This window comes from Terriglobus saanensis SP1PR4, assembly GCF_000179915.2.
In the GTDB taxonomy this organism is placed as follows: domain Bacteria; phylum Acidobacteriota; class Terriglobia; order Terriglobales; family Acidobacteriaceae; genus Terriglobus; species Terriglobus saanensis.
Genome location: NC_014963.1, coordinates 4440487 through 4466384 on the forward strand (window position 1 = coordinate 4440487; position 25898 = coordinate 4466384).

Below are 25898 nucleotides of genomic sequence, written 5' to 3' on the forward strand. Positions count from 1 at the left end.
TCTAATCCATTTGAAGGCGAACTAGTTGTCCAGTTAGACAAGCGAACCGGGGCGGTACTTTCGTTCCTGCATACGCAGTAGGCCATAGGCTCTCTTGAGTGTTTCGAAACGATGCTCAGGAAGCCCCAATCCTATAACCTCGCCGCATATCATCCACTACCGGTAAAGCGGCCAGCAAAAACAGCGCCGTAGCCAAAGGAAGCGTAAAGAAGAACCCGGCGTGCTTGAACCCAACCGCGCCAATCACTCCACCTATAAAGAACAGCGCGATCAGCGACGTAAGCAGACGTAGTGTAGCCAGCTCCGGAGCGAGCGTTCCGTGCGCGCCTGCAAACCGCTTCGAGACGATCCTTCCCAGAGCGATTCCGGTATCCGTCACCATCCCCGTGAGGTGCGTCGTGCGGATCACGTTCTTGGAGAGCTTGGTGATGATGGCATTCTGAAGACCCATCGTGAAACAGAGCAGCAGCACCGTGCCCCATACGCGGCCTCCTGCGAAGACTCGCCCCGTAAATCCAAAGAGGATCAGAAGCACCGCCTCTGCGATCAGTGGTAGGGCGTACTCACTCTCCAGGCGGCGGCTTCGCGCCCAGCGGATGAAGAGCGTTGTGGCAAACGCTCCTAGCAGAAACGACATCACCGCAGCGAAGCCGCTCAACGCGACCGTCAAACTACCGACGGCGAAGTTATCCGCCATCGCGGACACGATTCCGGACATGTGGGAGGTGTACTGCCTCACCGCCAAAAATCCACCAGCGTTCGCAGCACCAGCGATGAACGCAAGATAGCGGGCCAGGTGACGATTGCTGGTCTCCGTACGTTTCCTTCCGGTCAGCCGGCGGAGATAGAAAAGCGGCATACCTCCATGATCGCAGGTATGCCGCTTCGTTTGCTCGTTTCTATTTCGTGCGATCGTTTCCGAACTAAGAGAGATCCAGCCGCGACGCATTGTTCAGCTTCGCTTCCGTGGACCACAGACCGGCGGAGGGCGTACTGATGTAGAAGACCTCTTCTCCATCCGGCATGGTGTTCCAGCCCTCTTTCATCGTGGCCGCATCGTAGCGCTTCTCCATCTCCTTCACGTCGGCGTACTGGTAGCCGACCTGTTCGATCTCTTCTTTTGTAAGATGGCCGGGAGCGTACGTGATCGTGAAGCGGCCTTCGCTGGAGCCGTGGATGAGATGCGCTACGCCGTGCGGGATCGCCTGCATGTCCGCTTCAGTCTTGTACAACTCCAACGTGCGCGGCGTTCCCTTGTAGCCATACTTCCGGATCAGCGCGTCCACGTCGGGCTGTTCCCCAAAGCGCTCCACACCCGGAGCGAGGATGAGCAGCTCGCCGCCGTCCGCAATCGCCATGCGTGTGCGGTAGACGGCCTTGTTCGCTACCCAGGTGGCGCGGAACTCGTCCGGCTGCATCACGGCGACGACCTTCTTCAGAGGCTTCTCGAAGGTGATGATGTTCTGCTCGCGGCTCTTGCGCGCGGCCTGAAGATAGGTCTCCAAATCGTCGCCGACGAACAGACCGCTGGTGACGAGCTTGTTGTCCGCATCCCGGTGCATCACGATCTGCACATAGAGGTCAGGAAGGTCTTTCAGATGCTCTTCTTCCGACCAGTTGTAGCAGGCGCGCAGCGGCGTGACCAGGCAGCCGAGGTTGTTCTCGATGCCGTATACGGCAGCCGCGATGTGCGAGGCACAGATGGTGTCCTTGCCGCCGAGGCCGATGTAGTAGTTCTTGTTGTGATTCGCGAAGCCAAGCACTTCATGCGGAACGACGTGGCCGATGTTGACGATCAGGTCCCACTGTTCGGTCATGAGTTTCGTGTTCAGGTCGACGGGGATCTCCCAGTCGGCGGCGCCGTTGGTGGTTTCCTTTACGAGGCTCGCTGGTATCGTTGCCACGTGGGTCACGCCACCGCGCCAGTCGTGCGCGAAGATCCGCTCCTCGGGGATGGAGCCGAACATCCACTTGTTCTCCGCCTCGGTGTGCGGGACGTGCTGTCCCAAAGTGGGAATCAGCTCCACATGCGCGTCGGGCAGGGCCTTGTAGAACATCTCCGTGATCTTGCCCGCGCCTGAGTGGGCGCGTGTAAGATCGGGAGGCAGCAGCAGGACCCGTTTCAGATCTTTATTAATGCGTTTGCGTGCTTCTTCTAACGTGCGCTCCACCGCGCCCTGAATTTGCGCCTCTGTCAGCGCCTCACCCTCGATTGCAAACCACGGCATCGCATTCTCTCCTGGACTGGATCAGTATTGGGGATAAGGGTAAACCAACGGCACCACGGCTGGCAGCAACCCCGGTGGGCTGGGCCCAGGGAATAAATTCTGAGAGCGCAGTTTGACCCGATTTCTGACCGACCCTATACTTTAGAGAGGTCACCGGCCTCTTTCGGGCGCGCTGTTCTTGGCGCGTTCATAGCGGTACCAAAAGATACACAGGCTCACGGACGGCAGAAGCGCTTCGTCCAAGCCATCGGGACCCCCGAAGATCTTCCAAGGAGCTCTACCATCCACATGAATCGTCGCCATGTTGCCTTGCTCTCCGCAGGCATGCTCTCCGTTGTGTTTGCCGCGTCTGCTGTTGCACAGACTGCATCTCCTACGGCTCCTGAACCCACTTCGCCTGCCGCTGCCGCAGTAAAGCCCGAAGCTATCCCTGCCAAGGTCGCACTTGTCGCCTTTGAGCAGGCCGTTTTCGCCACGAACGAAGGTCAGCGCGCTGTACAGGAAGTCCAGAAGAAGTTTGAGCCCCAGCAGACCAAGATCCAGGCCCAGGCTGCGGAAGTCGACAGCCTGAAGAAGCAGTTGCAGGCTGCCACCACGATCTCCGATGAAGAGCGCGCCAGCCGTGTGAAGACCATCGACACCAAGGAAAAGGCCCTGAACCGCGATGGCGAAGATGCCAGCGCAGCCTACCAGCAGGAACTGCAGGAGGCCTACAGCAAGGTGGCCGCCAAGGTGGCCGATGTGATGCGCAAGTATGTCCAGACCAGCGGCTTCACGCTTCTGCTCGATGTGAGCGGACAGACAAGCAGCGTCATGTGGGCAGCACAGCAGACTGACATCACCCGCGCTGTTGTGGATGCTTACAACACCTCTTCGGGTGTTGCCGCCCCGCCGCCATCCGCTCCGGGAGCAGGTCGTCCGGCCACGACGCAGCGCACCACGCCGCGTTCGACCACGCCCGCTGCGCCTAAGAAGTAAGCTCTAACGTATGCAAGAAGGGGGCCTAACGGCCTCCTTTTTTTGTGCGCATAAAATGTGTTTTGCACGGAATACTGTGGAAAAAAATGTGGATTGCGCATCCCGACTACATCTTCAGTGGAATCGATGCCGCGCCCCAACTAGTCTTTCCTTTTTCAGAACTGGCTTTTTCTCTTTAGATTGATAAGGTTAGGCGGAACCACACAGGTTAACCCTACCAAATCAGGTTCGAAATGTGGAAAGCCAGACAAAAACCTGTTTCCACAGACTGAGGTATGTCTCAATCCGGGAAGCCTATGTCTGACGTCGTGCATAATCCATGCATTAGAGAACGGCGAGCCAGGAGGCGAGCCGTTAGAAAGTACGTAGATTGCGTGGTTTTAGAACGCGCAGCAGAGGCTGAACCGCAGTTGCCGCGCAGCGTCGTAGGTGCCGCCTTTGCTGCTAAGGCCAAAGGTTGGTGACGTCGGTGTGGTGGTGGGTATTCGCCGACCATACCTTCTGTACGCAGAACGGCGAGCCTCTCCGGCTCGCCGTTCTGCGTACAGGATTGCGCTGTCTTTAGAAGGCGTAACGCAAGCTGAACTGCAGTTGACGGTCTGCTCCGTAGGTTTGTCCCTTTGTCTTGCTTAGACCAAAGGTCGAAGAGCCTGGAGTGGTGTTCGGATTATCTGCTGTGGGATGATTCGCGAGGTTGAATGCCTCGCCACGGAAGACGAGAGCGTGGTTCTCATGATTTGGTATGAGGTGCATGGTCTTTTGCAGCGCCGCACTGTAGCTTTGGAAGCCGGGACCATAGATCTGGTTCCGGGAACCGCGTGGAGAAAACTGACCAGCGTAGGTTGTGCTCATCTGCGCCGGGCTGGGATAGACAGAGGTATCGAACCATTTATCGGTTCCCGTCTGTCCTGCAAATCCCTTGTAAGTATGGACGCTCCCCAGGTGTCGGTAAAATTGCGTACCGGAACCCTGTCCCACGCCTGCATAGTCGGCACCACTGATGGAGATGTTTTCAGGGGGACCTGTCTGTGCCTGCAGAGTGCCGGAGAACTGCCAGTTCCCTAACGCCGCACGCTCTATGAAGTGAGTCGCATGTGTGCCATAGGGGATGTTGTAGACGAAGTTGGAGACGAAGACATGGCGCGTGTCGAAGTCGCTCGGGCCATAGCTGATGGACTTGTCGAACGCGTTCGTAAGATTGGTCCCGTTGCTGGAACCGAAGTCCATACTCTTGGACCACGTATAGGCAATGCCGAGGAGAAGATTGTTCGTCAATCTACGCTTCAGATTTGCCTGAAGGGAGTGGTACATGGAAGCGCCCTTATTCTGCGTCTCCGTAATATTTGAGAAGCCTTTGAAAGGACGAAGAGCATCTGGCTGGATGCCAGGGTTCGCCTGCGTGGTGCCGGGCTGAAGTTGATTGATATTGGCGAGCTGTTCCAGGTGGATTCCACGCCGTCCGACATAGGCAAGAGTGAACGTTCCAACCTTGTCGAACTCCTGCTCCACGGTGAAGTTCCACGCATAGGCTTCAGGGCTGGGATAGTTGAAGGCCTGAGACGAATAGTTGAAGGGGAAGCTATTCGTTCCGACGCCGCCCGGAGTGTCGACACTGCCATTCGTTACAGTGGACGACGGTTGGAAGGGTGCGTTGCCGCCCGTAAAGACGTTGTCGCTGATACCCAGCCGCTGGAAGTAGCGGCCTCCACCAGCACGCACTACGGTTTTAGGATCTACCTGCCAGGCGAAGCCGACGCGCGGTTGCACGTTCGATTTCACCGTGGGCGAATAGGTGTTGCTGAAGCCACGGAACAAACGGCTATAGGCTCCTCCGATAATGGAAGGATCTACGTGTCCGGCCGCCGAGGAAGGAAAGCCGCTGCCGGGAATGACGACGCCGTTGTACTGGTCTCCGCCCGTAACAGCATCCGTGATCGGGTTGACCGTCACTGCCAGTGCAGGGCTGTAACTACCAGGGTTGAAGACAGACAGGTTGCCCCACTTCGCGTAATAGGGATTCATAATGCTGTAGCGAACACCCATCTCAATCACGAGATTGGAGCGGGCGCGCCATTGGTCCTGCACGAAGCCTTCGTACATGGTGCCGCGATAGAGCGTGTAAGAACGTGTGCCGATTTCACCGTAGGTATCAAAGAGACCCGCAGCCGCGTTGGCTACCGCTCTTCCCGTGGTCGGAGCAGTGCCACCGCGGGTATCCGTAAAGCGAAAGAACCCATTCTGGTTGTTGGTCGCTCCGGGCGTTGTGCTGGAAACACTGATCTGATCGAAGTTGTTTTCTCCGGCGTACTCAAAGTTGAAACCCGCTTTGAGTGTGTGATTTCCCCAGACCTTGGTGAAGTTGTCGGCGGCTCCGTAGACAATACCGCCGGAGCTTGAGGGATAAGGCAGGCCGTCCAAGGTTCCGAAGTTTGAAATCTGGATCGTGGGAATCTTGTTCGGGATCTGCTTCGTTGCTGCTCCATACAGGTAGGGGTAGTTGATGCCATAGCTCGTACGGTCGTAGAGACCGGAAGATCTGTCGATGTTGATCTTCACGTGGTCGGCCGCGGCTGAGACAACGAGTTCATTAACCATGGTGGGCGAGATCGTCCACTGGTAGTGAAAAACCGCAACCTGATTGGGGCGATGGAAGGTCTGCGGCGTGCGGTTGAAATTACCGGAGTGTGGATTGCGGTTGTCGTAATTGAAGTTCAGGAGCGAGAAGCGAAAACGCTGGCTCTCTGTCGGCACGAAATCCACCACAATGGTGTCCTTGCGTTGGGATTCCGTATAAAGGGCCGTATCGCTCCAATTGTACGTAGAAGAGCCGGTTACGTTCGGTAGAGGATATGCGTTGAGAAGACCAAGACCGTTTGCACTCGTACTGCCAGGGACGGTCCGAAGATCGTTATTCGCGTACGGTACTCCAGTCAGCGGATTCTTAATCTGGTTATTGACGCATGTGCCGGTCGTGGTATTCCCACCAGCATCGAGGCAGCTATAGAAGATATTGGGAGAGAGCAACTCTCCGAAATCACCAGTGCGCATGCGCGCTGTTGGAGCGAACTGCGTGGCTGTGTCGTCGTGGTTGTACTTCACAAACTCCTGTCCAGCGAGAAAGAAAAGCTTCTGGCGGCCCGTGTTGAAGTGAGGAAAGGTGACCGGGCCATTGAAGTTCCAACCGAACTGGTTATAGCGAAACGCGGCAGGTTTATTGGGAGTGTTTGTGAGCACCGCGGTCAGCTTGCGTTGCCAGGTATTTGCATTCAGGGCTGTATTGCGGAAAAACTCGTAAACCGAACCGTGAAAGCTGCTGGTGCCGCTTTTGGGAACCATACGGATCTGTCCGCCGGAAGCGCGACCAAACTCCGCTGGGTAGCTGTTGGTGAGGATCTGAATCTGCGAAGTCGAATCAACGTCGGCCACACCGACGCTGGTGCCATTGGAACGCGTACGGACCATGGGAGCACCGTCGAGCGTGAGTACGCTCTCCTGCGAGCGAGCACCGCCAACGTTGATCCCGTTATCGAGCGAGAAGGCAAAGGCAGCCATGGAGTTGTTGCGGACGACGCCAGGCTCCATCTGGGAGAGGTAGAGCGGATTGCGACCGTTGAGTTGAATGCTCTTAACCTGCTCTTGCGTGACGAGCTGACCGACCGAAGCACTCTCAGTCTGCACAGCGTTGGCACCGGCTTCGACGGTGATGCTCGTGCCTGCTTCACCGACCTTGAGGGCAACATCCACACGACGACCGATGCTGGCATCCACCTGCACGTCGCTAACAGAGGCAGTCCGGAATCCTGGACTGGTAACGGTGACGGTGTAACGGCTTGGCCGAACGTTGACGAAGTTGTAGTTGCCTGATTCGTTCGTAGTGGTGTCGCGGTCCTGTCCTGTAGCGACATCGTGCGCGACGACCTTGGCGTTCGGAAGAGCGGCGCCATTCGAGTCTGTTACGGCGCCAGTGAGGGACGAGTTATCTGATTGGGCGGTGATGTTCTGACCTGCGGTCAGAATCAACACGACGAGTGCAACTCTCTTCCAGTGGTTCAAGAAACGGCGCATTGGCTCTCCAAAAACATCGCATAGGGTAAACGTCTTAGTTTTTTAGTTACCGATTGCGGGAGAATTTGTAGGCTTTTGCGGTCAAGAGTGTCAAGTGAAAATTCCGTAACTGAACTTCTCACTTCAAAAGGAACGATTTAGGACGTAGCCTTCCCTCCCTCTCCAGACTGACTGAAGAAGGTGCGTGAGCGGGGAAATAGGGGAGTAACCGCTATCGTAAACGACTAGTCTTCGCCGACCTTGAGGACGGCCAGGAAGGCCTCCTGCGGGATGTCGACCTTGCCGATGCGCTTCATCCGCTTCTTGCCCTCTTTTTGTTTATTGAGGAGCTTCTTCTTCCGGCTGATGTCGCCGCCATAGCACTTGGCGATAACATCTTTGCGGATGGCGGAGACGGTTTCGCGCGCGATGATCTTAGCACCGATGGCAGCCTGCAATGCAACCTCGAACATCTGGCGCGGGATGAGTTCGCGCATCTTGTGCACGAGCGATTTGCCGCGTTCAAAGGCAAAATCACGATGCACAATCACCGAAAGGGCGTCGACCGGATCGCCGCCAATGAGAATGTCCATCTTGACCATGGGCGAAACCCACATACCCGCGAGAGCGTAGTCCAGCGAAGCGTATCCGCGCGAAACACTCTTCAATCGATCGTAGAAATCGAGGACGATTTCGTTGAGCGGAAGCTGATAGGTGAGCAAAACTCGGTTGGAGCTGACGTATTCGAAGTTCTGCTGCTTGCCGCGCTTGTCCTCAACCAGCTTGAGAATGCCACCCACATACTCCTCATTGGTGAGGATCTTTGCGATGATGACGGGCTCTTCGATCTGGGCGATGTTTGTGGGATCGGGCCAGCGCGACGGGTTTTCGACTTCAACCACTTCCCCGCCGGTGAGCGTAATGCGGTACTTCACGCCGGGCGCGGTGGTGATGAGATCGAGGTTGAACTCGCGTTCGAGACGTTCCTGGATGATCTCCATGTGGAGCAGGCCGAGGAAGCCGCAACGGAAGCCAAAGCCAAGGGCTACGGAGCTTTCGGGTTCGAAAGAGAACGAAGCGTCGTTGAGCTTGAGCTTCTCCAGGGCGTCGCGCAGAGCACCGTGCTCGTGCGACTCGATTGTGTAAAGCCCGGCGAAGACCATGCTCTTGATGTCTTCAAAGCCCGGAAGCATTTCCGTGGCAGGCTCGGCGGGATCGGTGATCGTATCGCCAACCTTGGAGTCCACCACATTTTTAATAGTCGCGACGAAAAATCCGACCTCGCCTGCAGACAGCTCTGCAATTTCGACGGGTTTCGGCGTAAGGACACCCATGCTCTCAATATCGAAGACCTTGCCGTTCGACATGAGCTTGATCTTCTGGCCGGTGCGAAGCCTGCCGTTGATGACGCGTGCGAGCACAATGACGCCACGGTACGCATCGAACCACGAATCAAAGATCAAGGCCTGCAGAGGAGCCGAAGCATCGCCTTTCGGCGAAGGGAGCTTGGTGACGATGGCTTCGAGGATCTCTTCTACATTGAGGCCGGTCTTCGCGCTGACCGCAATCGCGTCGTCCGCCGGAAGGCCAACCGTGTTCTCGATCATCTCTTTCGTGCGTTCAATATCGGCACTAGGGAGATCAATTTTATTAATGACCGGAAGGATCTCAAGACCGTTGGAGATGGCCAGATAGGCGTTGGCGAGGGTCTGTGCTTCGACGCCCTGGGTCGCATCCACCACGAGGAGAGCACCTTCACACGAAGCAAGCGAGCGAGAGACTTCGTAAGAGAAGTCCACGTGGCCGGGCGTGTCGATGAGGTTGAGCTGGTAGGTGATGCCGTCTTTCGCCTTGTACATCATGCGGACGGAATGGGCCTTGATGGTGATGCCGCGCTCGCGCTCCAGATCCATGGCGTCGAGCACCTGGGCCTGCATCTCGCGATGGGTCAGCGAGCCGGTGAGTTCCAGCAGGCGGTCAGACAGTGTGGATTTGCCATGATCGATGTGCGCGATGATCGCGAAGTTTCGTATGTATTTTGGATCCATGAAGAGGCGGGATACTCCAGACTTCATCTTAACAGCTACGAGCGGGCAAAGAAGCCAGTCATGGGTTGGGTGACTACAATAAAGAGGTGCAATTGAACCTTCGGACCTCTCCCAAGAACGCTCTTCGCGCCCTGTTGTGTGTGCCCTTGCTCTTTTTGGCGGGGTGTCCCGCGAATGAAGGCGGAGGTACTCCGCCGAAGCAGGCGATGGCGCCTGCCCTGACAGCCTCAGCCGAAGCCGTGAAGGTGGACCCTGCGGCGCAGTTTGCGGAGCGGCAAACCGCCGCCAAAGTGCAGCAATTAATAGGCCAGGTGGACCGTACCTACCAGAGCGGCGTCGAGAACTATCGCTCCGGGCGTCTGGATGCGGCACGGTTGGACTTCGACTTCGCCGTCGACCTCATGCTGTCCAGCGGGATCGACATCAAGACGAATGACGCGCTGAACGACGAGTTTGAGCGCACAGTGAACGCGGTGAACTCTCTGGAGATGGATGCCCTGAAGCAGGGCAATGGCTTCTCTCCACGCATTGAACAGTCTCCGGTCGAGGCTGCGGGCGATCTGACCTTTCCCTCGAATCCCGAATTGACGGCTCAGCTGAACGCCGAGTTGAAGACGACGACCTCCGATCTTCCGTTGGTCGTCAACGATTACGTTGCCGGATATATCTCCTACTTCACCAACAATGCGGGCGGTCACGCCCATCTGGTGCGCTCTCTGGAACGCGCTGGCAAGTATGAAGGCATGATCAAGAAGATTTTGCGTGAAGAAGGTGTTCCGCAGGACCTGATCTACCAGGCCATTGCCGAGTCGGGCTTTCAGCCCCAGGCGTTCAACGCAAAGAGCGGCGCAGGAGGAATGTGGCAGTTCATGCCCTTCCGCGGCGCCTACGGCCTGGACCGCAACGGCTGGTTCGACGAGCGCTTCGATCCGGAGAAGTCTTCGCGCGCCTATGCCAAGTACATGAAGACGCTCTACAACCAGTTCGGCGATTGGTACCTGGTGATGGCTGCGTACGACTGGGGCCCAGGCAATGTGCAGAAAGCTGTCATGCGTACGGGATACGCAGACTTCTGGGAGCTTTACCGGCGCAACGCTCTGCCGAAGGAGACCAAGAACTACGTTCCTGCGATGCTGGCTGCCGCAATCATGGCGAAAAACCCCAAGCAGTATGGGCTGACCTCCATGAATGTGGAACCAGCCGCGAACTATGACACGGTGACGGTGAACTATGCCATGGATCTGCGCCTGGCCGCAGACGTGACGGACTCCACGCTGGCCACGATGGTGGGATTGAATCCTTCCCTGCTGCGGCTCAACACGCCGCGCGATATTTCGTTCGATCTGCACATTCCGGGCGGCACGAAGGAGATGTTCCAGAAGCGCATCGCTGAAATTCCGGAAGAGAAGAGAGCAAGCTGGCGCTTCCACGATGTACGTGCTGGCGAGACCTTGCAGCAGGTGGCGGACCTCTTTCACGTGAAGGCGGACGACCTGGCGACGGCCAACGATCTCTCCGCGGGAGAGGGCGTGGACACGGGCGATGAATTAATTGTGCCGGTCTACACGAGTGTTTCGGCGGCAAGCGCGCATCCGCAAAGGTACACCTCGCGTCGCGGCGATACGTTGGTAACGGTCGCGGATCGCTTCGGAGTTTCGAGCGAACAACTGCGCCGTTGGAACCACCTGAGCTCGAACTCCATCAGCACCGGACGCTCTCTCTACATTGCAGAGCCCGTGCGCCTGGCGCCTTCCGCGCATACGCGCAGCCGTGGTGGACGTGGCAGAAAATCCGCTCGTAGCGCGGGTTTGAGCGGATCGAGGGGAAAGAGCGGGGCACGATCTTCCTCCTCTGGACACGGCCCCACATCGCGTGGATCGAGTTCCACCTCATCCTCAAAGTCGAAGGTGGGAGCGACGTCGAAGGCGACGAAGAAGAGTTCCCCGAAGAGGCGTCGCTGAGCTGAAAAACATCGATCGACGCAACATCGATCGAAACTTCTTTCGTCTTCTTAGAATCTTTCGTCGAAAGTGCTTGCCTTCGCGCGCAGAGAGATGCACCATATTTCTGTATTGCGTGTTGCACTCTTTGTGCATCCAACTAAGCGAACCACCACACGCAACTCCGGAGCGAGAGCAATGAGAGACGAAGCAAACTTCAAACTATATGCCGCGGCCGAAGACGATAACTTCGACCAGGAAGAAGAGCTTGAAGAAGACCTGGACCGGGAAGACGATGAAGACTTCTCCGATGAAGAAGAGGATGAAGTAACGCTGACCTCAGACGACGACACCGACCAGGACAAGATGCTGCATGACAGTCATCACGCGGAAGACGCCTCTGTCTATGGCGCGCCCTCCACGCCGGTCGATCCCTACTCCCCACCCGAGAAGCTTTCCAGCCTGCCCGAGATGAGCGCAGCGGAAGTGCCGGTAGCGAAGACCCTGTCTTCGACGAAGAAGACAACACCGGTAAAGAAATCTGCCCCCGCGAAGAAGACCGCTGCCAAGAAAGTTGCCGTCAAGGCACCAGCAACGAAGGCGGTAGCCAAGAAGGCTCCGGCAAAGAAAGCGGCTGCCAAGAAAGTCGTCGTCAAGAAAGCTCCGGCGAAGAAGGCCGCAGCGAAGAAGACACCTGCCAAAACGGCAGCAAAGAAATCAGCGCCCGCGAAAAAGGCTGTCAAGAAAGCCTCCGCGAAGAAAAGCGCAACGAAGTCTGCCGCAGTGAAGAAGACGACCTCTTCACGCAGTGGAAAGGCCGTCTTGAAAAAGACGTCCGCAAAAAGCACCAAAATAAACCAGCGAGGTAAGACATTGGCTACTAAAAAGGCAGTGAAGAAGGCTCCGGCAAAGAAGGCCGTTGCTAAGAAGGCAGTTGCAAAGAAGGCTGTTGCTAAGAAGGCCCCAGCGAAGAAGACTGTTGCCAAGAAGGCTCCAGCAAAGAAGACCGCAGCAAAGAAGACCGCTGCTAAGAAGACTGCAGCAAAGAAGTAGTTTTACCGTAACAACGTAGTACCGCTGTAAACAGGCAAGCAAAAAGGCCCGGCTCCTCCTTCAGAGGCTCCGGGCCTTTTTGCGTCTGCCGATAAGTTCTTGCGCTATTTTTTCAGCTCGTTGATGGCGGTCAGAACTTCCTCGCTATGGCTGGGAACCTGAACCGCAGGCCAGACCTTCGCGACTTTGCCGTCGGGCGCGATGAGAAACGTCACACGCGAGGCATACTTGATCGGTCCCATGCCCTTGACCGGCACGCCGTACGAATCGACGACCTTGTGCTCCGGGTCAGCGAGGAGCTTGAAGGTCAAGCTCTCCTGCGTGCAGAAGCTCTTGTGGCTGTCCGCGGTGTCCAGGCTGACGCCCAGAATCACTGCGTTGGCAGCGGTGTACTTTGCCAGGTCGCGCTGGAAGTTATGCGCTTCGAGGGTGCAACCCGCCGTTTTATCCTTTGGGTAGAAGTAGAGGACAACCCACTTGCCCTTGTATTCGGAAAGATTCACAGCTTTGTCTTCCTGAGAAGGCAAGGTAAAGCCAGGTGCGGTGGCACCGGGCTGCAACATGTCTCCGCCAGCGGCATACGCCAGCTTCGCCGTCATTCCGCAGGCGACGATCGCCAGCGCCAGAACACTCCATAAACCAAGTCTTTGCATTGCCTCTCTCCTGTACCGCGTAAAACAAGATCCCGTTCGTTAAGACTGGCCCGACGGGGTGGAAGTCTCACCCACAACGCAGATTCCAGCGGCGTTGGCCCGCGCGATCAGCGCAGGTTCATCGAAGAGCAGTGTACGTCCTGCTTCGATGGCGAGGCAGGTCGCACCGGCGGAAATCATCGCTTCGATGGTGGGAAGACCGATCACGGGCACGTCGAAACGCATATCCTGCTTCGGTTTCGCCACTTTTACCACCGTAAGCGAGCGCCGCAGGGTGGAGGCTTCTGCTTCCAGCGTTCGGAAGAGTTCCCCCGCGCGAGCAATGGTGGCGTCCGTGCCTTCCATGGCCTCTATCGCAACGCAGGCCTGCGCGGCGATCACGACCGTCTGACCAAGATCGAAGCCAGCAATCCCACGCGCTACGGTCAGGCCGTAGGCGATGTCCTTCAGCTCTTCTTCGTCAGGCGCACGCTGCGTCAGAACGCCAGCTCTCGCGAGCATCGGTTCAAGATAGGCGGTGGACGAGATCAACTCAATGCCTTCGTCCCCAAGGACCTTCGCCACCGCGCCCAGGAGCATGTCCGTATTGCGCGTGCGGAGGCTCATGAGCAGCTTGGCTAGCTTCCAGTCAGGCCGTATGGCCGAGAAGATCTGTTTGTGCCGCACTTGGCCCGCCATGACGGCTTGCATCACGCCTTCAGCGTGGAACGTATCGATAAGTTTGGAAAGTTCGCCCAGGGACATCCAGTGAACGCGGATGCCGGCGTCTGCTGTGGCGCGTGCGTTCATCTCCGGATCGGTCTCTTCGTGGATCGCCGCAACGACGACTGCGATCCCTCGCGCGCGCGCCGCATCGAGGAGCAGGAAGGGGAAACGGCCGTTGCCTGCTATGAGACCGAGCTTGGACTGGCCTTCAGGCAACGAAATCGAGACCGTTTTTGTCGACCAGCGTGAGCAACTTGAGCGATGCGCCGCTCGGCTTCTTTTCCCCTCGTTCCCACTGGGAGATGAGATTAGTCGAAAGACCGAGATGGAGCGCGAAGACGGCCTGGCTTGCCTCTTCGCGTTTGCGGAGCGCCTCGATATCTTTCGGCTTGAAGTGACGAATGGGCGTGAGGCAGGACTCATCGAACTCGCGCATGGATCTCTTCGACATCACCCCTGCACGATGAAAATCCTGTGCGGTTTGATGGAGAACGGCCGCAATCTTGCTGCGGTAAACAAGATTCTTAGCCGCAGATTTCTTCGAGCGCACCGGCTTCGCAGAGTCTTTCAATATCTTCGTTGGCATATTTGAATGTGTCCTTAGCAAACCTTCTAAACTCAGCCAGGTCCTGCACCGTAATGTTTTGCATGTCTTTCTTCGCAAATCCAAAAATAAAGACCGAGATCTTCCCGTGCTTCAAAAGAACAATCGTCCTGAAGCCACCGGACTTGCCGGCACCGTGGCGGCGAACCCTCTGCTTGTAAACACCGCCACCCAAATCTGCATCAATGAGGCCTCGTTCCATGTCCTTCACGGTTGCGCAGAGGTCATGGTCGGTTATGCCGCTTTTTCTTGCAAATCGAGCGAACAGACGCCCCTTAAACACGCGCATCCAAAAATAACCTAACACTGAGTGCTATAGCTGTAAAGCTACTTGATCACGCCGCGCTCGCTCTTCGCGATGAACTCCGCGAGGTAGGCCACCCGTTCGCCGAACTCTCCGCTGGCCACCTTCGCCTGAATCGCCTCCAGCGCCTGGGTGGTATTCATCTTGGAGGCCTGCAGCATCTTGTAGGCCAGGCGGAGTTGTTTAATCTCGTCCGGCGTAAAGCCCTTGCGCTCCAGTCCGACCTTGTTGAGGCCGAAGGCGCGGTTTTCGCGACGGACGCTGGTCAGCGAGTACGGCATGACGTCCTGCGTAATCGTCGTGCCGCCGCCGATATAGGCGTACTTCCCGATGGTGCAGAACTGATGGACAGGATTTAGGGCTCCGACGCTGGCGTAGTCCTCGACCGTGACATGCCCGGCGAGCGTCGCTGCATTAGCAAGAATGCAACCGTTGCCGATGGAGCTGTCATGGCCAATATGGACGTAAGCCATGATGAGGCAGCCATCGCCGATCTTCGTCTCGCCCCCGCCGCCGTTGGTGCCGCGCGAGATGGTGACGTACTCACGGATGGTATTGCCGTTGCCGACCGTGAGCTTCGTCGGTTCGTTCTTGTACTTCAGGTCCTGCGGGGCGATGCCGAGGCAGGCGAAGGAAAAGATTCGATTGTCTTCGCCGAAGGTCGTATGACCGTCCAGCACGACGTGGCTGACCAGTTCGCAGCGCTCGCCCAGAACCACGTGGGCACCGATCGTGCAAAAGGGGCCAACGGTACAGCTCTCCGGGATAATAGCTCCCTCTGCAACGATGGCTGTGGGATGGATGGCCACGGCTAGACCGCAGCCTCGGAAGCGGCGGAGGCTTCCTCTGCAGGCTTCGGTTTCGGTCTTGCGACGAGCGCGCACATCACCGTGGCCTCGCAGGCGAGCTTGCCATCGACCGTTGCCGTGCCGCGCATCTTGACCGCGCTCGTGCGCCAGTTCAGCACCTTGACCTCAATGCGGAGCTGGTCGCCGGGAACCACCGGTTTGCGAAACTTCGCGCCATCGATGCTGGTAAAGACCATCAGCTTGTCTTCGCGGTCGGGGATGTCATTCAACAGAAGAAGTCCGCCGGCCTGCGCGATGGCTTCCACCATCAGGACGCCCGGCATGATGGGATAATCCGGAAAATGGCCCGTGAAGTGTGGCTCGTTGGCCGAGACGTTCTTGAGGGCGACGATGCGCTGGCGGGGTTCCACCTCGATGACGCGGTCGATCAGGAGCATCGGGTAACGATGCGGCAGGATCGCCATAATCTGCTGGATGTCCATGGTCAGCGGCGTTGCGCTGGGAAGGTTCTTTTCATCACTCATAACCTCCTGATTATAAAGCGATGAAATGTCACTTTTTCTTGGCGTTGTAGGGCTGGTCCGGGTTGAAGAGTATCTCCGGCGTCGCGGAGTTGTAGCTGATCTTCGTCAGGAAGCGCTGTGCGACCATATCTCCGTTGCGATAGCGGGTGATAGAGATAGGCGTCTGGATGCCCTGGTAGACGTGATAGTCAGAGTATTCCTCCTGGTCTTCGTCGTAGTCCTTGTAGACCAGATTCTTGTACTTGAAGGTGCGGCGCAGGGGCAGGTGCGTGTCCGCGTCCAGTTCGATATCCACGGAGTCATTCTTCGAGTTGATGACCGTCACCTTGTCCGCCTGGCGGCGTTGCACGGTGCTGGGCCCGTCGGAGATCAGGATGGTCTGCGGATCCTTCAACCAGACGCGAACGACCTCGTCGATCGTGTGATCGCGGACGCGGAAGTGCTCCTCCACGATGTCCTTCGGCAGAGCGCGCTTGCCCTTGTAGGTCAGTTCCCAACCTTCATCGGTCGTCCAGATCTGGACGACGTCGCGCTTCTTCGTCAGTTCGACGCGCTCCAGCCCCGGCGTTCCGGGAACCACTTTGTGAAAGAGGAAGAATGGCGCGTCCCCGGTGGGATTGCCCTTGAAGAAAGCCGCCGTCCGTCCCTGAAACTCCCACTCGGTGCGTCCCGCCCAGGCGTCACCGCCGAGGGCGACGACCATCTGCTGCAGCAGCGCGCGCGCCTTCTGCTCGCTGGCATCCTGCGCGTGGGTGGGCAAAGTACAGAGAAGAACTGCAGCAAGAATCCAGGCGGCTTTCCAACGGGGCATCGGTGAGACTCCTAAGTTATCCAGCAAGAACGGCACCGCCATTGACGTTGAAGATCTCGCCCGAGATGAAGCCTGCCCAGGGCGTGCAGAGGAACAGGATAGGGCCTGCGATCTCGACTGGCGTACCGACGCGACCCAACGGGATCGCGGACAGCACTGTATTGGACGCATCCGGCGCGCTTAGGGCTACGGCGGACATATCCGTATCCACCCAGCCGGGCGCAACGCAGTTCACATAAATGCCGTCGCGGATGAGCTCCGTAGCCAGCCCCTTCGTCATGCTGATGAGTGCACCCTTGCTGGCGGCGTAGTCGGCATGGAAGGCTTCGCCGCGCTGGCCTGCGGTCGAACTGACCAGAACAATATGCCCGGGCGGGCGACCCTCCGGCTTTGGCCGAGACTTCATCTCGCGGACGGTGGCCTGCACGAGACCGAAGACGCTGTCGAGATTGACACCGAGCGTTCCGCGCCACTGGCTCTCTGCCATCTCGGCGATGGATGCGTCCTGCGGCGGCCAGACACCGTGGTTCACCACAAGACAGTCGATTCCGCCGAGCGCCGCCGCTGCAGCAGCCACGAGGAGACGTCCGTCTTCAGCGCAGGCAAGCTCCTGGCGCAGGGCGACGCATTGGTCGCCGCCTCCACACTCTTCTGCGAGCGATTGGGCCTGGGCCTCCGCGTTGCGATAGGAAAAGGCCACACGTGCGCCAGCCTGGCGGAAAAGACGTACGGCGGCTGCGCCAATCCCGCGCGAGCCTCCCGTAATAAGAGCTGTGCGGCCCGCGAGCGACAACGGAACGCCGGTTGATTCAAAAATAGTCTGCACGTGTTGACGCTAACGCGTACTCTGATCCACACGCAACACCACCCTCCAGTGGAGCAACTATGAAAATCGCTGTGATCGTCGCTCGAATTCTTCTGGGGCTACTCTTTTTAGTCTCCGGATTGAATACCCTCCTTCACTTCTTCCCGGCCCCCCCCTTTGCCGCCCAGCGATTCCACGACGTTCGCGAATCTGCTGATGTCGAGCAAGTACATGACCTTCGTCGCCGTGCTGATGGTCATCGGCAGTCTGCTTCTGCTGGTAGGAAAGTATGTCCCGCTGGGCCTGACGCTGCTCGGGCCTATCATTGTGAACATCCTGCTCTTCCACTTCACGCTGATGCACGGCGGTGCGGCAGGGGGCCTTATCGCTGCAGTCTTTGAGATCTTTCTGATCGTGGCCTATCGCAGGTCGTTCCGCGGCATCTTCGACGCGGACCCGCCGCCTTCGACTACGATTTAGCCGCGGCTTTAAGTTTCCGTGCAGCGAGGATGAGTTTCTTCTGCTCCGTCTTCGTCAGCGCGAGAACGCGTTGGACCTTGGGCGGCAGTTTTTCGCGCGTGAGTGCATGCGCGGCGGCGAGATGCTCCCGCCACTCGGTATCGCGCAGCGCCGACCAGTAGGAGGTCCCTATCCAGAAGATGCGTGCGAAATAAGGCGCGGGCAGCAGACCGTCGAGCTCCAAAAGTTCGGAGCAGCGCTCACGGCCAGCGGCAAATGAGGCGACCGACTTCGCGTTGGCGCTGAGGTCGAAGACCGCAAACATCTTTCCGCCAATTGCCTTGTCTCCCACCCAGAAGACAAGGTTGTCGCCCCACTGGTGGGTCTCGACGACGTCGGGAAGGGACAACAAATATTCGCGGGCCAGTTCAACGTTCATGCGCCCTGAGTATAGCGTCAGGCCTTGTGCTTTTCTCGTTTGCTGGCGGCTGCGGCTTTGCTATCGGCCCCGCGCTCGGACGAAGTCGTGCGGGCCTTCTTTTGCAGCTTCCCTTGGCGCCAGTCTTCGTTCCGGGAACGCGTGTGAATCCGGGCCAGCAGGCCGGGCCTTCACCGGTGGATTTCTTCGAGGATCTTGTTGCAGTCGCCATTGTGTTCGATAGGAGATAGGCCCAGGAAAAATGGGTTCCCGATGCGCGCCGCAGTGTTCCACGTGGAACACAAAAACTACGTTATTTCAAGCGCAATCGAATCGGACCTTTGGCCGTGCGACCGTCGATCACTCTTCCCTTCTGGGTCACGACGATCTGTCCGGCGTCCACCAGGGAGAAGGCGGCTTCACGGGCTTCTTCCATCAGCGGCTCCCAGGCAGAGCGAGTCTCACTCCCCGCAACGGCCCGGGCGACTTCACTGGGACAGATCGTTTTGCCTGCACCACGCTCTTCGAGCAGTCGCAGGATGGTCTTCGACATCGCCTTCACCGGATGTGACCTCCTATACTTGGATGTAGCGATGACAACACAGCACACCTTTCCCCCACCGCAAGAGCAGCTCGACCTGATCACCAAGGGCGCCGCCGAGATTATTCCGGTGGACGACCTGACGCGCCGCATTGAGGCTTCGATTGCCAGCGGAACGCCGATGCGGATCAAAGCCGGCTTCGATCCGACCGCGCCGGACCTTCATCTGGGTCACACTGTGCTGATGCGGAAGCTGCGGCACTTCCAGCAGCTTGGGCACCAGGTCATCTTCCTGATCGGAGACTTTACCGCCCTGATCGGTGATCCCACGGGCAAGTCGCAGACACGCAAGCCCCTGACGCGCGAGCAGATCGCCTTGAATGCAGAGACCTACCAGGAGCAGGTCTTCAAGATCCTGGACCGCGACAAGACGGAGGTCCGTTACAACTCCGAATGGCTGGGCGAGCTGCGGTACGAAGACACGATCCGCCTGATGGCACAGTTCACCTTGTCGCAGATGATCGAGCGCGAAGAGTTCCACAAGCGCTTCAACGCCGAAGAGCCCATCGCCCTCCACGAACTGATGTACCCCGTCATGCAGGGATACGACTCGGTCGCCCTGAAGTCCGACGTGGAGCTGGGCGGGACCGACCAGAAGTTCAACCTGATGCGTGGGCGCGATCTGCAGAGACACTTCGGCCAGCAGCCTCAGATTGTGCTGACCATGCCGATCATCGAAGGCCTGGATGGCGTGCAGAAGATGTCGAAGTCGCTGAACAACGCGATCGGCGTGACCGAAGCTCCCTTCGACATGTTCACCAAACTGATGCAGGTCTCCGATGAGCTGATGTGGAAGTACTACACCTTCCTGACGGACCTGCCGCAATCCCAGATCGACGCTCTGCGCGAGCAGGTAGCCGCAGGCACGCTGCACCCGATGCAGGCGAAGAAGGACCTCGCCCGCACGATCACGGCTGGTTTCCACACCGCAGAGGCAGCTCAGCGCGCGGAAGAGAACTGGTCGACGCAGTTTCAAAAGGGTGGTGTGAGCGACGATACGGAGCGGATCACTGTTCCCAAAAGCGAACTCGGCGTGGAAACGGAGCCGCTCTCTCTTAATGTGGACCGTCTGCTCGTGACCGCAGGGCTGGCGAACTCCATGGGAGAAGCGCGCCGCAAGCGTTCCGAGAAGGCCGTGCGCATTGACGAGGCAGTGATCCTCGAACCCCGCTATGCTCTCGTCACCGATCCGGTCACCCTGACCGTCCGTCTCGGCAAGCGGGTAAAGCTTGTAACCGTTACGTAGATTTTCGAGGGTATAGCAAAATTCGTCCGGGTTGAAACGTTGAGCTGACGTAAGCTCACATGAGTAAAGTTGATGTTCTAAAGGTGAGAATGCATTGCTCTATAAACGCTTCTTCATCCTATCGGTACTTGCAGTAGCCTTGTCGAAAACGGTCGCGAACGCTCAAGTGGCCAAGACGGACTGGAACGCACGCCTGGTGGGCAGACCGCTCTATTTGCGTGGGTTCTGGCATAGTGATCAACTCCGGTTCGATCCATCCGGTAAGCTCATAACCCCATCGGAGCCAGGACCGGTCACGCTGAGCGGGGTAGATGTGAAGTCGGCGAAGGTGAAAAATGGCCTGCTCGTCCTTCAGGCGAATCGCGTGGCGCTGGTGCGGCGTGCTGACCGGGAGCCAGGTCTCGAGCGCCTTCCTATCTCCTCTACCACTCATATTGAGTTCGCGCTTCGGAACAAATTTATCGCGCCGGAAGAGATGAAGATCGTGATCGAGCCGGATACATCGGGAGATTTTGAGGCTGCACTGCGGAAGATCTTCGCGGATGGCTGGGAAGATCTGAAGGCATCAGTCCCGCTGTATTGGAAGTGCTATGCGACGAGTTACTTTACAAACACGATTGCTCCGGATGCCGAAGAAGCGGTGAAGCAATGTGTCACTACGCCAAAGAGTGGTGTTGGGATTGAAGGCACCCGGAATCACGCAGAAGGGATTCAAGCGCCGGTCTTGATCGCTTCACCGCCGCTTCCAGGTCACCCCGGCGCGCGGGGATTTAGAGTGCGAGGGGACGCACTCATTCATCTCCGGGTAACGGCAGAGGGTATGCCAGTAGGCTTGCAGGTCGTTCAAGCGGTCGGTGCTGGCGCAGACGAGATGGCGCTACAGACGGCTTCCGCCTATCGCTTTCAACCGGCCATGCTGAATGGGGTCGCGGTACCGGTGGATTTAAATGTCAATGTTTCCTTTCATTGAAGAGCGAATTCGCTTCGTCGATAGCGTACGAAGAGGGCCAACGATTCCCAAAAACGACTAGGCTTTGAAGCAGAACCGCTCTCTACAAAATGTAGACCGCCTTCTTCTGACCGCAGGACTGGCCAACTCCAAGGGCGAAGCGCAGCGCAAGCGTTCCGAAAAGGTTGTGCGCATCGAAGAGGCCGTGATCACCGAACCTCGCTATATCCTCACCACCGCCCCGATCACCCTGACCGTCCGTCTCGGTAAACGGGTCAAACTTGTGACCGTCACTTAGATTCCGAGAATGATGCGAAGCTCTTCCGGGCGGTTTCCTGAGAAACCGACTTCACGTGACCGGTTACCGGCGAGTAGCGACTCCGTCATCTCCACTTCGTTGCTTCCCTAACGATCAGATCCTTGAATTGGGGCTCAGGGAAGCCAAGATGAAGCAGAAACACACCCCGTAGCAACGCTCGCATTTTCTGACTGAGCAGAAACAGCTCTCCGCCTCTTAGCGGCTCGCTCTTTTCACCCGACGAACCGCCGGCATGAGTAAAAAAGTTTCTGGTTTCCATCACTGACGCTGCGAATGCGTCAGGATCGATCTTCATTTCGCCAAGTGTGGACTGGCTAATGCGGCCGCAAAGCTCCTTCAATCTTGATCTGAACGATATCTGGTTGCAATTAGCCACCGCTGCGCTCACTTTCTTCGCGGTCTCATCGTCAATCTCTAGCTCTTCAAGAAACTTCTCTATCTTTCCACGAAGTGCCTTGAACGAGTTCTTGTCCATTTTCGACTCGTCCCCTCCCGTCGCTCGATGGAAACCCTCAAGCGCTTGAGCCAGTGACAAAAATTCGGTTTCTACAAAGAGTTTTCCTTTACGCAACACCCCGAGCACTAGGTTTTCAATCTCACGAAATCCCTTCGATTCACTAAGCCAAGTCGAGATTGCGAGTGCGAGCTGCGAATTCGAGTGACGCAATGCATCGAGTATCTTATATTTCTCTACAAACGCATGCTGCTTCTTGATTACTGCCCCGCTCTTGTCCTCTCGATAAACGAAGAAGGTCTCCATCCCCAGCGATGTACCCGCCAGTAGAGAGAAGAGATTTTCCAACCGGTTGCCAATGTTCATGAACCACGCTAGAGATTCAGCTTCAGGCGGCGTAACCTCCACGATAGCCACTGTTTTGGTTACCCTTGCTTCTATTTCTTCATCTGTTGTGAGGGTCTGATAGGCCTTGAGTTCAAGATGGATGCCAGTGTCAAGCACCAAATCCAATAGTGGCTTTGGCTCTAATTGAACTTCGATAGTGACGCGTCCTTCCCCCCACTTTTCTGTTGAGGGGGTATTCACAAACTTTGAGAGAGAAGAGAATGTATAGCGGGCGCTATCCAGGCATCTATCGTTCATTGCTCCGGTGCGCATGCCGCTGACGAATATGGACGCGCGTTGAGCCGTAGATATCACTGATTGCTGTTCATCCTCGTACGACGTTAGCCCCGCTTGCTCGACTTCAATGACGTTAAGCAGACTGCAATTCTTGCCTTCAAAGAATCCATGCAAGATGTCAGAGCGGGGGATTGAATTTGAATCAGAATTCCACTGGGTTAGGTCTAGAGGAGGCACCTTCGCCCCTCGAAAGTATTGTGGAGAGGTGACGAAGCGAATTCCGTCATCGTTGATCGTGAGAGTGCCGGTCATCACTTCGTCAGGGCTCTGGGGCTTCCAGAACGCGGCGAGAGAGCTGAATTGTGAGTCCAACCGCAGGTGCTCTTTGCCCATAAATGAAAGCTACCAAGCTCTGCGTTAATTGGGCTAGAGGGCGTCGGCTCGCGCCGACGCCCTCTTCGTCGCTCCGTAATCCCAACTGTCAGTTTCGCAGCGTCATTCCTCTTCAATAAGAACGACAACGCGGCCCTTTTCGTCCTGTCTCAGTTGAGCCATGGGAATATCGTGGTCGTGGGGAAAGAGGACCAGCCAGTTCTCCGGTAGAGCGCGGGCGTAGAAGCGCTTGCGCTCCTCAATGGTGCGGAGCGGGTCGAGGTCGAAGCCCATCGCCCAGCCGAGGTCGAGGTGCGCTGAGGTGGGGATCAGGTCGGAGATAAAGCAGGCGTGTTCGCCCTCGCTCTCGATATGGACCGCCATCGTCTGCGCCGTGTGACCGGGGAAGCACTCCAGCCACACGCCTTCGCAGACGTACGGGTCTGCTACCAGAGAGTCTGCGTCGACAAGGAGCATCTGCCCGTTTGCGAGAAGCGGTTCGTAGTTGTCTGCTACGTAGCTGATGCGGTCGCGCTCAAGTTGCAGACGTCCGTGCTCCACCTCGCCCCGGTGCGCCACGTATTTCGCATTGCGAAATGTTGGCGTAATGCGACCGTCGGCGTGGAGCGTGGTGTTCCACGAACAGTGGTCCCAGTGGAGATGCGTGTTGATGACGAAGTCGATGCTCTCCGGGGCGATGCCTGCGGCGGCGAGGGATGCGGGCAGAAGCTCCTGATTGCCACAGATCTCACGGAGTTTTGGCGAGAGCTTGTTCCCGAAGCCGGTTTCGATCAGCAGCGTCTTTCCCGCGATCTTCACCACGACGCAGTTGAGACCGATAGTGATTCGATTGAGCTCGTCGCTCGCGACTTTTCGGCTCCAGAGTGTTTTGGGCACTACGCCAAACATCGCACCGCCGTCGAAGAGGCAGGTGCCGTCCGTGCAGACGACGATCTCTGCCTTCCCGACTTGCGCATGGCCGCGGATAAGGTCGGTGGAGTTTTCAGCGACAGAAATTTGCATCGTCAGGTGAGCCTAGTTCGCTGCGAGGTCTGACGCAAGTCGCGTGCAGGAATTTCAGGCGTCGCTGGCTTCGGTCCGGAGTATATCCAGACTGGTGGAAGCATCTCCCTGTTCGAGCATCGCAGCAACGGCCGAGACCGCTGCCATCTGAGATAAAGGCGACGGAACGGACAAGGGCGACGAAGCCGACAGCGGCGAAGGAGAGGCTGCCTTCTGCAGGTTAAAGCAGGCACGGCAAAGCACGGGGCGGCCCTGTGTCGGTTTGAAGGGAACGGTTGTGTCGATGCCACAACCGGAGCAGCTGGTGCGGGTCTCAACGCGTCCGAGGATGGATTTTCTGACCCCACCCGCTGTCTGCATGGTAACTGCCCGCTTGGCCTTGCACGCTTTACAGCGCTTAGGGTCGTTCTTGAACTCGCGGTCAGAGAAAAATAACTGCTCGCCTGCGGTGAAAATAAAATCTTCGCCACAATCGGAGCAACGAAGCATTCTGTCGATGAAGTTCATGCGGCTTCTCCAACGTGCGGAAAAGGGAAAAGTGCCTCATCCTTTGGAGGATGTCGGACGGCTGCCGACAGAGGGTGATTTTCTGCGCGGGCCGCGTAGGGGAAGTTTTAAGTGCGGGGGCCCGGTGGTGCAAATTCAGTACTGCGATTCAGTATTGCCGGTAATGCTTTACGAAGTTGGGAGCCACCTTGCGGCAGCTCCCAACCGGTTACATCAGGAGATTAATCCTGTTCCTTGCGAATCTTCTTGCGATTCCGTTTGCGTGCGAGAGCTTCCTTCACGCGCTTCTTCTCGCCGGGCTTCAGGTAAAAGGAATGACGCTTGACTTCCTTAATGATGTCTTCCTGTTGCACCTTGCGTTTGAAGCGGCGGAGAGCGTTCTCTAACGGTTCGCCTTCCTGGACACGTACTTCTGCCAAGGGAAATACACCTCGCCTTCGGGCCAATCAGCCAGTTACCAGAATACTCTGTTTGCTCATAAGCGAGCACATAAAGATGGGACAAATGCCCCATTACCGCAGGCGATAGGCGTCGAAATTCGCAGGTATTCCGGAATTGGGACTTCTGCGTCGCCAAGGTGCCCGGATTCAGCGAGAAACGCCAAGCCAGAGAGATCTGCAGGGGTCTTCTCTGGACAGGAAGGGAGGGTCAGGCCTTAGAATCGTGAGCCGACGGAAGAAGATAGATTTTCAGGGGGTGAAAATGGCCATGCAGCGAAGAGATTTCATGAGGGCCATGCTGGCGGCCACGGTTGTGCCCGCAGTCGCGGCGCAGATGGAGGCGCAGGCGGCAGCACCGACACCCACGAAAGAAGGCCCACCGGCTCCTGGTCCCGTGCCATGGATGCGCGGTCTGGACAGTGCCAAGGTAGACCCGGCTTCGACCATCTCACCGGAAGAGATTGGTCTTGAAAATGTCCGGTTCTTTACGCAGACGCAGATGGACACGCTTCGTCATCTGAGCAATATCCTCGTTCCACCCCTTAAAGGAAAACCCGGCGCGGTGGCCGCGGGAGCGCCCGAGTTTATGGATTTCTATGTCGGCGAGTCCCTGCCCGACACCAAGATGCTCTACCAGGGCGGTCTCGACTGGATCGATTCAGAATCCAGACAAAAGCTAGGTAAACCCTTTGTGCAGACCAACGAGACGGAAGCGAGCGGCCTGATCAAGCCGTGGCTGCGCACATGGATGACCGACCATTATCCGCACCCGGTACATGAGCGGTTCCTGACCGTGGCTCTCCATGACCTCCGCTTCGCCACCACGAACTCACAGGCATGGGCCGACACCGCCGCGAAGAATGAAGAGAAGCCATGGATGGATCTCTACTGGTCTCCGGTGCAGCCGGATATCTCGCGCGACTACTTTCGTCCCGCTCAGCATGTCGTCACGCCCGCCAAACATACTTCGAAGCGCTAAG

26 protein-coding genes are annotated in these 25898 nt (G+C 57.4%); 8 read left to right on the forward strand and 18 right to left on the reverse strand.

Going from position 1 to position 25898, the window contains the following annotated elements:
- Positions 1 to 115: 115 nt before the first annotated feature.
- The gene (locus tag ACIPR4_RS18285) at positions 116 to 859 is read right to left on the reverse strand and encodes a YoaK family protein (RefSeq protein ID WP_013570154.1); all 744 of its coding nucleotides are present in this window, start codon (positions 857 to 859) and stop codon (positions 116 to 118) included.
- A gap of 64 nt (positions 860 to 923) precedes the next feature.
- Positions 924 to 2228, reverse strand: coding sequence for a nickel-dependent putative hexonate epimerase (locus ACIPR4_RS18290; RefSeq protein WP_013570155.1), 1305 nt, complete (start codon positions 2226 to 2228; stop codon positions 924 to 926).
- Between the two features lie 288 nt (positions 2229 to 2516).
- Between ACIPR4_RS18290 and ACIPR4_RS18295 the strand changes: the two genes are divergently transcribed.
- On the forward strand, positions 2517 to 3206 hold the full coding sequence (locus ACIPR4_RS18295) for an OmpH/Skp family outer membrane protein (RefSeq protein WP_013570156.1): 690 nt from the start codon (positions 2517 to 2519) through the stop codon (positions 3204 to 3206).
- A 561-nt stretch (positions 3207 to 3767) separates the two neighbouring features.
- Here the strand turns inward: ACIPR4_RS18295 and ACIPR4_RS18300 are convergent.
- Complete coding sequence (locus tag ACIPR4_RS18300; protein ID WP_013570157.1) at positions 3768 to 7271, reverse strand: outer membrane beta-barrel protein; 3504 nt, start codon at positions 7269 to 7271, stop codon at positions 3768 to 3770.
- Between the two features lie 224 nt (positions 7272 to 7495).
- Positions 7496 to 9298, reverse strand: a complete 1803-nt coding sequence (gene lepA / locus ACIPR4_RS18305; RefSeq protein ID WP_013570158.1) for a translation elongation factor 4 — start codon at positions 9296 to 9298, stop codon at positions 7496 to 7498.
- 86 nt (positions 9299 to 9384) lie between these two features.
- Between lepA and ACIPR4_RS18310 the strand changes: the two genes are divergently transcribed.
- Positions 9385 to 11259: a lytic transglycosylase domain-containing protein gene (locus tag ACIPR4_RS18310; protein ID WP_425358324.1), complete on the forward strand. Its 1875-nt coding sequence runs from the start codon at positions 9385 to 9387 to the stop codon at positions 11257 to 11259.
- A gap of 177 nt (positions 11260 to 11436) precedes the next feature.
- Positions 11437 to 12291 (forward strand): hypothetical protein, encoded by an 855-nt coding sequence (locus tag ACIPR4_RS22620; protein ID WP_013570160.1) that lies wholly within the window; start codon positions 11437 to 11439, stop codon positions 12289 to 12291.
- A 104-nt stretch (positions 12292 to 12395) separates the two neighbouring features.
- Here the strand turns inward: ACIPR4_RS22620 and ACIPR4_RS18320 are convergent, their stop codons facing one another.
- From ACIPR4_RS18320 to ACIPR4_RS18355, 8 genes are all read right to left on the reverse strand, one after another.
- A complete protein-coding gene (locus ACIPR4_RS18320) occupies positions 12396 to 12944 on the reverse strand; it encodes a peroxiredoxin (RefSeq protein ID WP_013570161.1) in 549 nt (182 codons plus the stop codon).
- 39 nt (positions 12945 to 12983) lie between these two features.
- Positions 12984 to 13865, reverse strand: a complete 882-nt coding sequence (locus tag ACIPR4_RS18325; RefSeq protein ID WP_013570162.1) for an LpxI family protein — start codon at positions 13863 to 13865, stop codon at positions 12984 to 12986.
- Entirely contained in the window at positions 13858 to 14100 is a 243-nt protein-coding gene (locus tag ACIPR4_RS23220; protein ID WP_049781159.1) for a helix-turn-helix domain-containing protein, read from the reverse strand. The genes ACIPR4_RS18325 and ACIPR4_RS23220 overlap by 8 nt, the downstream gene beginning before the upstream one ends.
- Positions 14101 to 14173: 73 nt before the next feature.
- On the reverse strand, positions 14174 to 14542 hold the full coding sequence (locus tag ACIPR4_RS18335) for a type II toxin-antitoxin system RelE/ParE family toxin (protein ID WP_013570164.1): 369 nt from the start codon (positions 14540 to 14542) through the stop codon (positions 14174 to 14176).
- Positions 14543 to 14580: 38 nt separating this feature from the next.
- Complete coding sequence (gene lpxA / locus ACIPR4_RS18340; protein WP_013570165.1) at positions 14581 to 15366, reverse strand: acyl-ACP--UDP-N-acetylglucosamine O-acyltransferase; 786 nt, start codon at positions 15364 to 15366, stop codon at positions 14581 to 14583.
- 2 nt (positions 15367 to 15368) lie between these two features.
- Positions 15369 to 15890 (reverse strand): 3-hydroxyacyl-ACP dehydratase FabZ, encoded by a 522-nt coding sequence (gene fabZ, locus ACIPR4_RS18345; protein WP_013570166.1) that lies wholly within the window; start codon positions 15888 to 15890, stop codon positions 15369 to 15371.
- A gap of 28 nt (positions 15891 to 15918) precedes the next feature.
- Positions 15919 to 16701: a DUF2059 domain-containing protein gene (locus ACIPR4_RS18350; protein ID WP_013570167.1), complete on the reverse strand. Its 783-nt coding sequence runs from the start codon at positions 16699 to 16701 to the stop codon at positions 15919 to 15921.
- A 16-nt stretch (positions 16702 to 16717) separates the two neighbouring features.
- Positions 16718 to 17527, reverse strand: coding sequence for an SDR family NAD(P)-dependent oxidoreductase (locus ACIPR4_RS18355; protein WP_013570168.1), 810 nt, complete (start codon positions 17525 to 17527; stop codon positions 16718 to 16720).
- 195 nt (positions 17528 to 17722) lie between these two features.
- Here ACIPR4_RS18355 and ACIPR4_RS18360 point away from each other — a divergent pair, with 195 nt between their 5' ends.
- Positions 17723 to 17986: a DoxX family protein gene (locus ACIPR4_RS18360; RefSeq protein WP_245536383.1), complete on the forward strand. Its 264-nt coding sequence runs from the start codon at positions 17723 to 17725 to the stop codon at positions 17984 to 17986.
- Here ACIPR4_RS18360 and ACIPR4_RS18365 read toward each other — a convergent pair.
- Both ACIPR4_RS18365 and ACIPR4_RS23225 read right to left on the reverse strand, forming a co-directional pair.
- A complete protein-coding gene (locus tag ACIPR4_RS18365) occupies positions 17976 to 18404 on the reverse strand; it encodes an MmcQ/YjbR family DNA-binding protein (RefSeq protein ID WP_013570170.1) in 429 nt (142 codons plus the stop codon). The two genes, ACIPR4_RS18360 and ACIPR4_RS18365, sit on opposite strands and share 11 nt — an antisense overlap.
- A 292-nt stretch (positions 18405 to 18696) precedes the next feature.
- The gene (locus ACIPR4_RS23225) at positions 18697 to 18936 is read right to left on the reverse strand and encodes a DUF3253 domain-containing protein (RefSeq protein WP_041586192.1); all 240 of its coding nucleotides are present in this window, start codon (positions 18934 to 18936) and stop codon (positions 18697 to 18699) included.
- 40 nt (positions 18937 to 18976) lie between these two features.
- On the opposite strand from ACIPR4_RS23225, the gene tyrS reads away from it, so the two are divergent.
- The 3 genes from tyrS to ACIPR4_RS18390 all read left to right on the forward strand — a co-directional run bounded on the left by tyrS (position 18977) and on the right by ACIPR4_RS18390 (position 21477).
- Complete coding sequence (tyrS, locus tag ACIPR4_RS18380; protein WP_013570172.1) at positions 18977 to 20230, forward strand: tyrosine--tRNA ligase; 1254 nt, start codon at positions 18977 to 18979, stop codon at positions 20228 to 20230.
- Between the two features lie 139 nt (positions 20231 to 20369).
- On the forward strand, positions 20370 to 21200 hold the full coding sequence (locus tag ACIPR4_RS18385; RefSeq protein ID WP_187290211.1) for an energy transducer TonB: 831 nt from the start codon (positions 20370 to 20372) through the stop codon (positions 21198 to 21200).
- A gap of 64 nt (positions 21201 to 21264) precedes the next feature.
- Positions 21265 to 21477, forward strand: a complete 213-nt coding sequence (locus ACIPR4_RS18390) for a hypothetical protein (protein ID WP_041586193.1) — start codon at positions 21265 to 21267, stop codon at positions 21475 to 21477.
- A gap of 85 nt (positions 21478 to 21562) precedes the next feature.
- Here ACIPR4_RS18390 and ACIPR4_RS18395 read toward each other — a convergent pair whose 3' ends face one another.
- The 4 genes from ACIPR4_RS18395 to rpsU form a co-directional block, all read right to left on the reverse strand.
- On the reverse strand, positions 21563 to 22969 hold the full coding sequence (locus tag ACIPR4_RS18395) for an ApeA N-terminal domain 1-containing protein (RefSeq protein WP_013570174.1): 1407 nt from the start codon (positions 22967 to 22969) through the stop codon (positions 21563 to 21565).
- Between the two features lie 102 nt (positions 22970 to 23071).
- Positions 23072 to 23971 carry an MBL fold metallo-hydrolase gene (locus ACIPR4_RS18400; protein ID WP_013570175.1) on the reverse strand — a complete coding sequence of 300 codons (900 nt, stop codon included), beginning with the start codon at positions 23969 to 23971 and terminating at the stop codon, positions 23072 to 23074.
- Positions 23972 to 24025: 54 nt separating this feature from the next.
- Entirely contained in the window at positions 24026 to 24478 is a 453-nt protein-coding gene (locus ACIPR4_RS18405) for a zinc-ribbon domain containing protein (protein ID WP_013570176.1), read from the reverse strand.
- A gap of 221 nt (positions 24479 to 24699) precedes the next feature.
- The gene (rpsU, locus tag ACIPR4_RS18410; RefSeq protein ID WP_013570177.1) at positions 24700 to 24897 is read right to left on the reverse strand and encodes a 30S ribosomal protein S21; all 198 of its coding nucleotides are present in this window, start codon (positions 24895 to 24897) and stop codon (positions 24700 to 24702) included.
- A gap of 289 nt (positions 24898 to 25186) precedes the next feature.
- Between rpsU and ACIPR4_RS18415 the strand changes: the two genes are divergently transcribed.
- On the forward strand, positions 25187 to 25897 hold the full coding sequence (locus ACIPR4_RS18415) for a gluconate 2-dehydrogenase subunit 3 family protein (protein WP_187290212.1): 711 nt from the start codon (positions 25187 to 25189) through the stop codon (positions 25895 to 25897).
- Position 25898 lies beyond the last annotated feature (1 nt).